Below are 12,303 nucleotides of genomic sequence, written 5' to 3' on the forward strand. Positions count from 1 at the left end.
GGATGGTGAGCGAGAATTAATCGATTGAATCGGCCGCAAATTTCATCACGCTTAAATTTGCTGCACTGAACAACATTCAAGGCTTGGCAGGCGCGCGAAAAATACAATAACAACGGCGGATATTTTTACACTGTTATCGACACGAAAGCACGCTCAGCCCATGTCCGACACAACGAAACCCGCCAGCACCCGAACATCGGTTACGGATCAGGAAGCCCTGGATTTCCACGCGGAAGGCCGGCCGGGGAAACTGGAAATCACCCCGACCAAACCGATGGCGACGCAGCGGGACCTGTCGCTCGCCTATTCGCCGGGCGTGGCCGTGCCGGTGAAAGCCATCGCCGAAAATCCGGCGACCGCTTACGATTATACAACGCGCGGCAACATGGTTGCGGTCATCTCCAACGGCACCGCCATCCTCGGCCTCGGCAATCTCGGCGCGCTCGCCTCCAAGCCGGTCATGGAAGGCAAGTCGGTCCTTTTCAAGCGCTTCGCCGATGTCGATTCCATCGATCTCGAGGTCGATACCGAAGACGCCGATGAGTTCATCAACTGCGTGCGTTACCTCGGCCCCTCTTTCGGCGGCATCAATCTGGAAGACATCAAGGCGCCGGAATGTTTCATCATCGAAAGCCGCCTGCGCGAGCTGATGGACATTCCCGTCTTCCATGACGATCAGCATGGCACCGCCATCATCGCCGCCGCTGGCCTCATCAACGCCATCGAACTGACGGGCCGCGACTTCAAGACAACGAAGCTCGTCTGCAACGGCGCGGGTGCGGCGGCAATCGCCTGTATGGACCTCATCAAGGCCATGGGGTTCAATCCTGAAAACATCACGCTCTGCGATACCAAGGGCGTGATCTATCAGGGCCGTACCGAAGGCATGAACCAGTGGAAATCCGCCCACGCGGTGAAAACCAACAACCGCACGCTGGCGGAAGCCATGAAGGGCGCTGATGTGGTATTCGGCCTCTCCCAGAAGGGCGCGTTCAGCGAAGAGATGATCCGTTCCATGGCGCCGAAGCCGATCATCTTCGCCATGGCCAATCCGGACCCGGAAATCACCCCCGAGGAAGTATCGCGCATCCGCGACGACGCCATCATGGCGACCGGGCGTTCGGATTACCCGAACCAGGTCAACAACGTCCTCGGCTTCCCCTATATCTTCCGCGGCGCGCTCGATGTCCGCGCCAGCCAGATCAATGACGCGATGAAGATCGCGGCGGCACAGGCGCTGGCCGATCTTGCCCGCGAGGATGTTCCTGATGATGTGGCCGCCGCCTATCAGGGCAACCGCCCGCGCTTCGGATCGCAATATATCATTCCGGTTCCCTTCGATCCGCGCCTGATCTCGGCCATTCCGGTGGCCGTGGCCAAAGCCGCCATCGAAACCGGCGTCGCCCGCCGCGAATTGCCCGATCTCGACGCCTATGCCCGCGAGCTTTCCGCCCGCCGCGACCCGATGGCCTCCACCACGCAGCGCCTTTACGAGCGGGTGCGCCGCTCGCCGAAGCGGGTCGTTTTTGCGGAAGCCGAAGAAGAACAGGTCATGCGCGCGGCGATTTCGTTCACCGCGCAGGGCCTCGGCACCGCCATCCTGCTCGGCCGTGACGATATCATCAAGGCCAATGCGGAACGCGCGGGCATCGATCTCGACCGCGCCAATATCGAGATTACCAACGCGCGCCTTTCCAGCCGCGTCGATGCCTATGTCGATTATCTCTATGCGCGTTTGCAGCGCGGCGGTTTCCTGCTGCGCGACGTGCAGCGTCTGGTCCACAACGACCGCAACCATTTCGCCGCCTGCATGGTGGCGATGGGCGATGCGGACGCCGTGGTGACCGGCGTTACCCGTAACTATTCAACGGCGCTGGAGGATATCCGCCGCTGCATCAACACCAAGCCTGGCCATCGCGTCATCGGCGTTTCGCTGGTCGTCTCGCGCAACCGCACCGTCTTCGTTGCCGATACCGCCGTGCATGATATGCCGAATGCGGAAGACCTTGCCGATATCGCCGAAGAAGCAGCCGGCCTCGCCCGCCGTTTCGGTTACGAGCCGCGCGTTGCCATGCTCGCCTATTCCACCTTCGGCCAGCCGACCGGCGAACGCTCCGACAAGGTGCGCGAGGCGGTGAAAATTCTCGACAGGCGCAACGTCAATTTCGAGGTCGACGGCGAAATGTCGGCCGATGTGGCGCTGAACCATCACCGCATGCAGAGCCAGTATCCCTTCGCCCGGCTTTCCGGCCCGGCCAATGTGTTGGTCATGCCCGCCATCCATTCCGCCTCCATTTCCACCAAGATGCTGCAGGAACTGGGCGGCGCAACCGTCATCGGCCCGCTTCTTGTCGGTCTCGACAAATCGGTACAGATCACCTCGATGGGCGCGAAGGACAGCGACATCGTCAACATGGCGGCAATCGCGGCCTATAATGCCGGACGATAAGAACAGGGCGTGCGGCTTTTTTCTTCTCCCCGCCGGGGAGAAGATGCCCCAAAGGGGCAGATGAGGGGGCACGCTCTCCGCATATCGCTGGCCTCGCCCCCTCATCCCGCTGCCGCGACCTTCTCCCCGACGGGGAGAAGAGACGAGCCGGATGCGCTCGCTCCGCACATGGCCATCCGGTCCTCAGCGACATCCGGACTACTCTCCCGCTCCTGACAAACCGGCACATAGCAAGGGAGGAAAAGAACAAGATTCTACAATTCAAAATTATTAGGATAATTTTTCCCTCCAAAAGATTTATTGGAACCGGATTTTATTCATACTATTTTTCACGCAATGCCAATTCTCGCTCTTGGCGGGTGCCTCATGTAGTTTCCACCTACAATCAAAAGGAAATATCCATGGCCCTCTCTTTCTCCAGATTTGCCGCAAAACTCATTGCCGGAACCGTTGTCATCGCTTCGATGGCCACTGCCGCTCACGCGGATGCAACGCTCGACCGGATTAAGGGTCGCGGCAAGCTCACTGTCGGCGTTATCCTTTCCGGCGCGCCTTTCGGCTTTATCGATCCGAAGACGCAGGAGCAGAAGGGTCTCAACATCGACGTCGCCAAGGCGCTGGCCGCCGGCCTCGGTGTCGAGCTGGTCACCGAAACCGTGACCCCGCCCAACCGCGTGCAGTTCCTGCAGCAGGGCAAGGTCGATATTCTGATCGCCAACATGCAGTACACGGAAGAGCGCGCCAAAACGCTCGATTACGTACCGACCCCCTATGACCGCCAGGGCGGCGCCGCCATCGGCCGCAAGGACAGTGGCATCAAGGACTGGTTGGACCTGAAGGGCAAGATCGCCTGCGTTTCGCAAGGCTCCAACTACACCCAGCCGCTGATCGAGCAATATGGCGCGCAGGTAAAGGCGCTGCCAAGCCAGCCGGAATCGCTGCTGGCGCTCAAGGGCGGCAATTGCGACGTCTCCGTTCACGTCAACGGCACGCTGAGCCTGATGCTTCAGGACCGCGCCGATGAGTGGAAGGATTACGGCATCCTCATCCCGACCGACCTCATCCCGTCGGACTCCGTGATCTGGCTGCGCAAGGGCGAAAGCGACACGCAGGCCGCTCTCGACAAGATCGTCAAGGAACTGCACGCCTCCGGCAAGATGCTCGAATTCGCCAAGGCCAACCGTCTGCCGAGCATCGGCTATATGGAAGAGCAGCAGAAGAAGCTTTCTGCCGCCCAATAAGGACAGGTGCAGGACTTTTCCGTTATCTGCACGTCCCCATCGCAGGTGAGGACGGCGGCAAAAGGGCGGAGTGATTTCCCCTGACCATCAGGAACGGCCGGTTTCGCCTGCCGTTCTTTTCTGCTTTATAACAAGGCAGGCCATTCTGGCGCCGCCCGCCGGGCGGCACCCGCAATAACAGCATGGATTTCCGATGCAGGATGGATTTACAGCGCGCTTCATAGAACTGGCCGCGCATCTGGGCCTCAACTATGACTTTCTGAACAGCGGTTACGAGGTTCAGATCTGGCTCGACGGCATGAAGATGACGTTGATCCTCGTCGCCGTCACTTTGCCGCTCAGCCTCGTCTTCGGCTTCATTTTCGCGGCCATGCTGACTTCGGGCAAGGTCTGGCTTGCCGGCCCCGTCCGCGCCTATGTGGAACTGACGCGCAACACACCGACGCTGGTGCAGCTGATGTGCGGTTTCCTCGTGCTCAACATGCTGATTTCCAATGCGCTGGGCGGCGCGCAGAACAATCCGCTGACACCCTTTTTCTGGGTGGTCGCCATCACCGGCCTGCACATTGCCGCTTTCCATGCGGAAGCGTTGCGCGGCGGCATCGAGGCGGTGCCGGCCACCACCATCGAGGCGGCGCGTGCAATCGGTTTCAGTTCCTTCGAGATTTTACGTTATGTGGAGTTTCCGCTGGCCATCCGCACGGCGCTGCCCTCCATCATCAACAACCTCGTCAATCTGGTGAAGCTCACCACGGTCGGCTCGGCAATTGCGGTGGGTGAAATCACCTATGCCTCGATCCTGATCTGGACACAGCGCGACAATGTGGTCGAGCTGATGATCGTCATCCTGATCTTCTTCAGCGTCATCAATTTTATCGTCGCAAGGGCCGGTCTCTGGCTTGAGCGGCGTCTTGCGGTTCCGGGGTTCGGTCAATGAGTGCGGTGGTCTCTCCAACACAGGCGGTGAAGAAGCCCCCTTTCGGCACCATTCTGCTGCTCGGCGTGTTGATTGCCGTCATTCTGTGGCTGATCCTCGACCCGTCCCTCGGTCAGGTGCTGCTGCAATGGCTGCCCTATCTGGCCAAGGGTTTTGCCATGAATGTGCTGATCAGCATCCTTGCAATCGCCATCGGCACCTTCATCGGCGTCCTCCTCGGCATCATGGAGCTTGCGCCCTACCGCCTCGTGCGCGCGCCTGCGCTCACCTATGTGCAGATATTCCGCAATGCCCCGCATCTGGTGCTGATCTTTGCCGCGACCTACATCTTCCCCTTCGAGATCGTCGCTTTCGGCAACTACATTCCGTTTCCGGACTGGATCAAGGCCGTCGTCGGGCTTGCCATTCCGGCCAGCGCCCATATCGCCGAAATCACCCGTGGCGCCATCCAGTCCATTCCGACGGCGCAATGGGAAGCGGCGCAGGGGCTGGGCTTTTCGCGCAACCAGACACTGCGCTGGATCATCCTGCCGCAATGCGTGAAGCGCTCGCTGCCGCCATGGATGAACCTTTATGCGTCGATCACCATGGGTACGGCGCTCGCCTCGCTGGTCGGCGTGCATGAACTTCTGCACGCCGCGACAGACGCCAGCACCGCCGTGCAGCGCAACGATTTTACCGTCGTGGTCTATCTCACCGTTCTGATGGCGTTCTTCCTGTTCTGCTATCCCGTATCCCGTTTCACGCAGCGCCTCGAGCGGCGCTTCGCTTCCCGCTGATTGGAACAAGCCATGTCCGCACCCGCACCACAAACCGCCGCAAAAGCACTGGTTGAACTGGAAGGCATACACCTGTCCTTCGGTGACAATCAGGTCCTGAAGGGCATCGACCTCACCGTGAACAAGGGCGACGCCGTCTCCATCATCGGCCCTTCCGGCTCCGGCAAGTCCACCATCCTGCGCTGCATCAACGGCCTGCTCATTCCGCAATCGGGCAAGATCACCGTCGGCGGCACACGAGTGGACCTGCTGAAAACCGAGGCTGAACGCATCGCGCTGCGCAAGCGCATCGGCATCGTGTTCCAGCAATTCAACCTCTTTCCGCATCTGACGGTGATGGAAAATATCACCATCGCGCCCATCAAAATCCTCGGCACGCCGAAAGCTGAAGCCGAGCGCCATGCCCGCGAATTGCTGGAAAAGGTCCGCCTTTCCCAGAAGGTCGATGCCTATCCCGGCCAGCTTTCCGGCGGCCAGCAGCAGCGCGTGGCCATTGCCCGCGCGCTTGCCATGCGGCCGGAACTGGTGTTGTTCGATGAGGTCACATCCGCACTCGACCCCGAAACCGTGGGCGAAGTGCTCGCCGTCATCCGCGATCTCGTCAATGATGGCATGACCAGCATTCTCGTCACGCACGAAATGCGTTTTGCCGAAGAAATCAGCGACAATATCGTCTTCACCGAAAATGGCCTGATCGTCGATCAGGGCACGCCCGAGCACATCTTCTACAAGTCGACAAATCCGCGCATCAACGCCTTCGTCAAGGGTCTTGGCGGACAGGTGGCACGGGTGAATGACGGCGAAGGGATCTGATGCCATGACCGCAGACGAAAAGCTCACCCTTCATCTTGCAGAAGCGATTGCCGCCTCCGATCCCCTGCGTGATGAGGATGCGGTGGCCATCGCCCGCACGGCGCTCATCGATTTTTTCGCCTGCGTGCTGGGCGGCGCTGCCGACAGAAGCACGAAAATCCTGATCGACAGCTTTACACCCGGAACGTCAGGCACGGCGGGCATTATCGGCCACGATCTGCGCACGGATACCTTCACCGCCGCCCTCATCAACGGCCACGCCGGGCATGTGCTTGACTATGACGATGTGCACGGCAGCGTGCGCGGCCACCCGACTGTCGCCATCATTCCCGCTTTGCTGGCTGTCGCGGTCGAAGAGGGCTCCACGGCGGATGCCTTCATTGCCGCCTATATTGTCGGGCTGGAAACCATGGCGCGTCTCGGCCTCTCGCTAGGAACGAAGCATTACGAAAACGGCTTCCACGCCACCGCCACGCTCGGCCCCATCGGCGCTGTAGCAGCGATTGCCCATCTCCTGAAATTCGATCCGCAGACAACGGCCGTTGCGCTCGGCCTTGCCGCCACGCAATCGGCCGGGCTTCGCCTGCAATTCGGTTATGACGCCAAGCCGCTGCATGCCGGGCTTGCCACGCGCGCCGGCCTCACCGCCGCGCGGCTGGCGCGATCCGGCTTTCAGGGCGCTCCGGATTTTCTGGAAAACCCCATCGGTTTTTATTCCGCCTTCGCCTTTGGCGCCGAGCAGCCGAAACGCGTTCTCTCCGGCTGGGGCGCACCCTGGCAGATCGTCTCGCCCGGCCTCACCCTAAAGGCCTTTCCCTGCTGCACCGCCAGCCATCCCGTTGCCGTCGGCGCGCTGGCGCTGCGCAACAGCAATAATCTGACGCCGGACGAGATAGAGACGGTCACCATCACCTTCCCGCCGGGCGGCGATGCCGCCCTCGTCGGGCCGGCAACGCCCACGACCGGCATCGATGCGCGCTTCAGCGCCGAATATGTCTTTGCCGCAGCGCTGACGGAGGGAGCGCTCGGCATCGGCCATTTCGACGAACGCCCGACGCGCGACGACCTGCTTGCCCTTTCCGCCAAAGTCTCACGCCGGCATGACGAGACCGCCCGCCGCCTCTCGCCCGATCCGACCACCCGGTTCGTGGTCATCGACGTGACGAGGAAGGACGGCACGGTGCTGTCGCGCCGTGTCGACGGCCTTCCTGGCATCGATGACCCGACCGAAAAATTTGCCGACGCGACCGGCGGCAATGAGAAATTCGCCGGCATTCCGGCACTGGTGCGGTCCATGAAAACCGCAGCTGACCTCAGAAAGCTCGAAACGCTTCTGGTATCGCAAATATAACTCGACCGACATGAAGGCATGATCACCATGACCACCACGACACGCAAAAGACAGATGCATCTCGGCCTTTTCCTGCAGGGCGCGGGGCACCACGTTTCCGGCTGGCGTCACCCCGATGCCGAAGCCGGCAGCGAAAATTTCGATCTCCTCACCCGTGTTACGAAAATGGCCGAAGCCGCGAAGTTCGACATGGTATTCTTGGCCGATGGCCTTACCAGCGGCGTCGACGCCCATCCCTCGATGATCGCGCGTTTCGAGCCGTTGACCCTGCTTGCCGCGCTGGCCATGGTCACCGACAAGATCGGGCTGGCCGCGACCGCCTCCACCACCTATGGCGAGCCCTACCACACCGCCCGCGCCTTCGCTTCCATCGATCATCTGAGCCACGGCCGCGCGGCGTGGAACATCGTCACCACATCCTATGCCCGCACGGCGGCGAATTTTTCCAAGGACCATCCCGAGCATGACGAGCGTTATGCGGTGGCGGAAGAATATGTGAATGTCGTTCGCGGCCTGTGGGACAGCTGGGATGACGACGCCTTTGTCAAGGACAAGCAGGCGGGCCGCTACGTCGATCCGGAAAAGGTCCATATCCTCAACCACGAGGGCAAATATTTCACGGTCAAGGGACCGCTCAATATTCCGCGTTCGCCGCAGGGCCACCCGGTTCTCATCCAGGCCGGATCTTCCGGTCCGGGGCAGGATCTCGCCGCCCGCACCGCCGATATCGTCTTCACCGCCCAGCAGGCGATTTCCGAAGCGCAGGCCTTCTATACGAGCCTTAAAGCCCGCGTGGAAAAATTCGGCCGCGATCCGGCGAGCGTCGCCGTGATGCCCGGCTTCATGCCGATCATCGGCAGGAGCTTTGAAGAGGCTGGCGAAAAACTGAAGGAACTGAACCGCTGGACCGATATCAAGAGCGCAATGCCGCTGCTTGAAGAACGCATCGGCCACAGCCTCACTGATTACGATCTCGACGGTCCGCTGCCGGACCTGCCGATTTCCGACCAGCTGCGCAGCCGCGCCGAACTTCTGACCGAACTGGCGCGCCGCGAAAAGTTGACGATCCGGGAGCTGGCGCTGCGCGTCGCCGCCGGCCGCGGCCACCATATCGTCATGGGCACGGCCAAGGATGTGGCGGACCGAATGCAGGAATGGTTCGAAAACGGTGCGGCCGACGGTTTCAACGTCATGCCGCCCTTCTTCCCCGGCGGGCTGGAGGAATTCAACCGCGAGGTCGTTCCCCTGCTGCAGGAGCGCGGCCTGTTCCGCAAGGACTACGAAGGCTCGACGCTGCGCGACCACCTCGGTATCGAACGACCGGCGCTGCGGTGAAAAAGCAATGCGGATGCCCGTTCAAAGGCATCCGCATCCACCGAATCTCATTCTCAAGCTGAAGCGGGCCTGAGCCCGCTCCTTACGCGGCCGCTCTTGCCGACGTCTGGTCGCGCCGGGCCGTATTCGGAGCATCCGGGCGGGTGGACGATCCGTCTTCCCGCTGCACCGTACGGCGGTTCAGCTTGAACAGGCTGACAAGCTGCGCCAGCGCATCCGCGCCCTGCGCCAGCGTCGTGCTGATCACCGTGGTACGGGCGCTCATCGCCGCATTCTCCTGCGTCATCCGGTCCAGCCGGCTGACCGCCTTGTTGATCTCGCTGATGCCGACGGCCTGCTCGTCCGCCGCCTTGGCGATCATGTCGACATTGCCGTCAATGTGCCTGACCAGCGCGTCGATCTGCTTCAGCGCTTCGCCGGTTTCGCCCACCAGCCTGACGCCTTCCAGAACCTCGGTGCCGGAATTGTTGATCAGCGCCTTGATTTCCTTCGCGGCATTGGCGGAACGCTGCGCCAGCTCGCGCACTTCCTGCGCCACGACAGCAAAACCCTTGCCCGCGTCACCCGCACGCGCAGCTTCCACGCCGGCATTCAGCGCCAGCAGGTTCGTCTGGAAGGCGATTTCGTCAATCACACCGATGATCTGGCTGATTTCCCGCGAAGCCGTCTCGATACGCTGCATGGCATCGACCGTCCGCTCCACGACCTCGGTGGAAGCCACGGTAGATGTCCGCGCGCTCTGAACGAGCTTGCGCGTCTCTTGCATATTTTCTGTCGAGGAACGGACCGTCGCGGTGATTTCTTCGAGTGCTGCCGAAGTCTCCTCGAGCGCCACGGCCTGCTCACGCGAACGTTCGGCGAGATTGACGGAGGCTTCGCTGACTTCCTGGCTGCTGCGGGTCAGGTCTCCGGTCTGGCCGAGAACGTTTTCCAGCGTCTTCTGGAATTCGGCGATGGATTTATTGAAATCGTGGCGCAGCCGTTCGAACTCGCCGACGAAGGGTTTGTCCAGCGTAATACGGATATTGCATTGAGAAAGCCGCTCGAGCGCAGCACCAAGTTCCTCGACCGCATGCATCCGGTCCGTCACATCGAAAGCGAATTTCACTACCTTGAAGACGCGGCCTCGATCATCGATGATCGGATTATAGGAGGCCTGAATGAAGACGCGTTTGCCATCCTTGCCAAGGCGCATGAACTGCCCCGTCGAGAAGTGGCCCTTTCCGAGTTCCTTCCAGAAATCCCGATAGTCCTGAGACTGGGCATAGGCAGGCTCGCAGAACATCGAATGATGTTTGCCGATGATGTCTTCCGCCGTGTAACCGAGCGTCGCGAGGAAATTTTCGTTGGCGCTGAGAATTTTCCCTTCGGGCGTAAATTCGATTATGGCCTGCGCGTGGGAGAGCGCCGCCAGTTTCCCGTCATCCTCAGCGCTCTTGCGCTTGATCGAGGTGATGTCGGTTGCAATCTTGACCACCTTGTAGGGCTTGCCGAAACGGAACACGGGATTGTAGGAAGCTTCGATCCAGATTTCGTCGCCATTCCGGGCCCGACGTCGATACTGACCCTGATCGTATTCGCCACGCGACAGTCTCGCCCAGAAGCTCTTGTATTCAGGCGAGGCCGCATCTTCGGGAGACAGGAACATGCTGTGGGTACGCCCAACGATTTCAGACTGCTGATAGCCGACGGCCTTGCAGAAATTATCGTTCGCTTTCAAAATCTTGCCGGTCAGATCGAACTCGATGATGGCCTGTGAGCGGCTAAGCGCATCAAGCACCGCAGAAGCGTCAAGACCAAGTTTAGAAAAGTAAGACATCTTTTTGAAACCCCCAAACAGTAATCCATATGCAGACCTGCTCCACCCTCGAAATATAGAGATGAAAAACGGTCGGCCCGCCTGCACGCGAAACTAGCCGGACACTGTTAAATAGCGATTAATAATGAACTATAACTATTGATCCGGAACATCAATCGACCGCGAGTATGCTTCATCGCGAATATATTCGCCTTGTTTATTTCGGACCGCTTATTTGCCACAGTGCTGATATTTCTGCGCCGGCAATACGATACGGCCTTTCATCGGGGCGGCATTCATTGTTATGCGGGGTTGAAAGATTTGTGTTGCAGGAGCGCCGATGACCAAAACCCTGAAATGCGATGTGCTGGTGATCGGCACCGGCATTATCGGTTCCATGGCGGCGCTTTATCTGCAGAATGCCGGACGCGAGGTGGTGCTGCTGGAGCGCGGCGAGGTTGCCCGGGGCGCGAGTTCCGGCAATGCCGGCATTCTGGCCTTCCCCGAAATCATCCCCATTCCCGCTCCCGGCATCATGAAAAAAGCGCCGCGCTGGCTGTTCGATCCGCTCGGCCCGCTCAGCGTGCCGCCCGCCTATGCGGCACCCTGGCTGTGGCGTTTCTGGCGCGCGAGCGCCGAGCGCAACTTTCGCCATGGGCTGAAGTCACTCACGGACATCAACCGGCTGGCTGCCATGGAAATGGCCCATGTCGCGGCGATGCCGGAACTCTCGCATCTCGTTTCGAAAACCGGCACGCTCGATCTTTATGACAGCGAGGCAAGTCTCAATGCTGCCCGCAGGGACTGGGACGAAAAGGAAAGCGCAGGCTTCACCTTTCAGCACGTCGGCCGCCCCGAAATCGAGGAACTGCAGCCGGGTCTCGCGCCCCAGTTCCGCCATGCCATGTTTTCGCCGGATGGCCTGCAGGTCTCCGACCCTTACGATTTCACCCGCGCCATTTTCGATCTGGTAATGGCCCGCGGCGCCAGCCTGCGCAAAGGCGAGGCCGAACGCATCGATGCCGTGGGCGAAAGTACGATCGTGACGCTGGAAAATGGCGACAAGATCGATGCCGACAAAGTGGTGATCGCCTGCGGCGCCTGGTCGAGAAAACTTGCCGCGACGCTCGGCAACGTCGTGCCGCTGGAAACCGAACGTGGTTATAACACCACGCTTTCCCCCGAGGCTTTCAACCTGACGCGCCAGCTTTATTTCAACGATCATGGCTTCGTCGTCACTCCGCTATCGACGGGCATCCGTATCGGCGGCGCGGTCGAACTCGGCGGGCTGGAACTGAAGCCGAATTTCCGCCGTGCGGAAGCCATGCTGAAGAAAGCAGGACGTTTCCTGCCCGGCCTCAAACTGGAAGGCGGGAAACAATGGATGGGGTTCCGCCCATCCATGCCGGACTGTCTTCCCGTCATCGGCACGGCACGCGCCACGCCCTCCGTCATCTATGCCTTCGGCCATGGCCATCTGGGGCTGACACAATCGGCAGCAACCGCCCGTCTGGTGACGCAACTGGCCAGCGGAGAGGAGACGGAAATCTCGATCGATCCTTTCCGGCCGGGACGTTTTTCCTGAGTTCGGGAAAAAGAA

General features: G+C 60.4%; 9 protein-coding genes. 8 read left to right on the top strand and 1 reads right to left on the bottom strand.

Features of this window, described 5'->3' with window-relative positions; translation table 11 throughout:
• Positions 1 to 160: 160 nt before the first annotated feature.
• The 7 genes from AGR7B_RS16005 (at position 161) to AGR7B_RS16035 (ending at position 8,905) form a co-directional block, all read left to right on the top strand.
• The gene (locus AGR7B_RS16005; protein ID WP_003524555.1) at positions 161 to 2,449 is read left to right on the top strand and encodes an NADP-dependent malic enzyme; all 2,289 of its coding nucleotides are present in this window, start codon (positions 161 to 163) and stop codon (positions 2,447 to 2,449) included.
• A gap of 401 nt (positions 2,450 to 2,850) precedes the next feature.
• Complete coding sequence (locus AGR7B_RS16010; protein WP_080857294.1) at positions 2,851 to 3,690, top strand: transporter substrate-binding domain-containing protein; 840 nt, start codon at positions 2,851 to 2,853, stop codon at positions 3,688 to 3,690.
• Between the two features lie 193 nt (positions 3,691 to 3,883).
• Positions 3,884 to 4,627, top strand: coding sequence for an amino acid ABC transporter permease (locus AGR7B_RS16015; RefSeq protein WP_003524557.1), 744 nt, complete (start codon positions 3,884 to 3,886; stop codon positions 4,625 to 4,627).
• Entirely contained in the window at positions 4,624 to 5,406 is a 783-nt protein-coding gene (locus tag AGR7B_RS16020; RefSeq protein WP_080854538.1) for an amino acid ABC transporter permease, read from the top strand. The genes AGR7B_RS16015 and AGR7B_RS16020 overlap by 4 nt, the downstream gene beginning before the upstream one ends.
• Positions 5,407 to 5,418: 12 nt before the next feature.
• Positions 5,419 to 6,219, top strand: a complete 801-nt coding sequence (locus AGR7B_RS16025) for an amino acid ABC transporter ATP-binding protein (RefSeq protein WP_078052519.1) — start codon at positions 5,419 to 5,421, stop codon at positions 6,217 to 6,219.
• Positions 6,220 to 6,223: 4 nt separating this feature from the next.
• Positions 6,224 to 7,570: an MmgE/PrpD family protein gene (locus AGR7B_RS16030; RefSeq protein ID WP_080858129.1), complete on the top strand. Its 1,347-nt coding sequence runs from the start codon at positions 6,224 to 6,226 to the stop codon at positions 7,568 to 7,570.
• Between the two features lie 18 nt (positions 7,571 to 7,588).
• Complete coding sequence (locus tag AGR7B_RS16035; RefSeq protein ID WP_065657273.1) at positions 7,589 to 8,905, top strand: LLM class flavin-dependent oxidoreductase; 1,317 nt, start codon at positions 7,589 to 7,591, stop codon at positions 8,903 to 8,905.
• A gap of 82 nt (positions 8,906 to 8,987) precedes the next feature.
• On the opposite strand, the gene AGR7B_RS16040 is transcribed toward AGR7B_RS16035, so the two are convergent.
• Positions 8,988 to 10,724: a methyl-accepting chemotaxis protein gene (locus AGR7B_RS16040; RefSeq protein WP_080857295.1), complete on the bottom strand. Its 1,737-nt coding sequence runs from the start codon at positions 10,722 to 10,724 to the stop codon at positions 8,988 to 8,990.
• 319 nt (positions 10,725 to 11,043) lie between these two features.
• Between AGR7B_RS16040 and AGR7B_RS16045 the strand changes: the two genes are divergently transcribed.
• Positions 11,044 to 12,288: an NAD(P)/FAD-dependent oxidoreductase gene (locus tag AGR7B_RS16045; protein WP_080857296.1), complete on the top strand. Its 1,245-nt coding sequence runs from the start codon at positions 11,044 to 11,046 to the stop codon at positions 12,286 to 12,288.
• The last annotated feature ends 15 nt before the right edge of the window (positions 12,289 to 12,303 follow it).

It is taken from the genome of Agrobacterium deltaense RV3 (assembly GCF_900013505.1).
GTDB classification, from domain to species: Bacteria; Pseudomonadota; Alphaproteobacteria; order Rhizobiales; family Rhizobiaceae; genus Agrobacterium; species Agrobacterium leguminum.

Bases quoted from the DNA above. Each gene is read 5' to 3' on its own strand.
- AGR7B_RS16040 (WP_080857295.1), bottom strand. From the start codon at position 10,724: ATGTCTTACTTTTCTAAACTTGGTCTTGACGCTTCTGCGGTGCTTGAT.
- AGR7B_RS16015 (WP_003524557.1), top strand. From the start codon at position 3,884: ATGCAGGATGGATTTACAGCGCGCTTCATAGAACTGGCCGCGCATCTG.
- AGR7B_RS16045 (WP_080857296.1), top strand. From the start codon at position 11,044: ATGACCAAAACCCTGAAATGCGATGTGCTGGTGATCGGCACCGGCATT.
- AGR7B_RS16020 (WP_080854538.1), top strand. From the start codon at position 4,624: ATGAGTGCGGTGGTCTCTCCAACACAGGCGGTGAAGAAGCCCCCTTTC.
- AGR7B_RS16035 (WP_065657273.1), top strand. From the start codon at position 7,589: ATGATCACCATGACCACCACGACACGCAAAAGACAGATGCATCTCGGC.
- AGR7B_RS16005 (WP_003524555.1), top strand. From the start codon at position 161: ATGTCCGACACAACGAAACCCGCCAGCACCCGAACATCGGTTACGGAT.
- AGR7B_RS16030 (WP_080858129.1), top strand. From the start codon at position 6,224: ATGACCGCAGACGAAAAGCTCACCCTTCATCTTGCAGAAGCGATTGCC.
- AGR7B_RS16025 (WP_078052519.1), top strand. From the start codon at position 5,419: ATGTCCGCACCCGCACCACAAACCGCCGCAAAAGCACTGGTTGAACTG.
- AGR7B_RS16010 (WP_080857294.1), top strand. From the start codon at position 2,851: ATGGCCCTCTCTTTCTCCAGATTTGCCGCAAAACTCATTGCCGGAACC.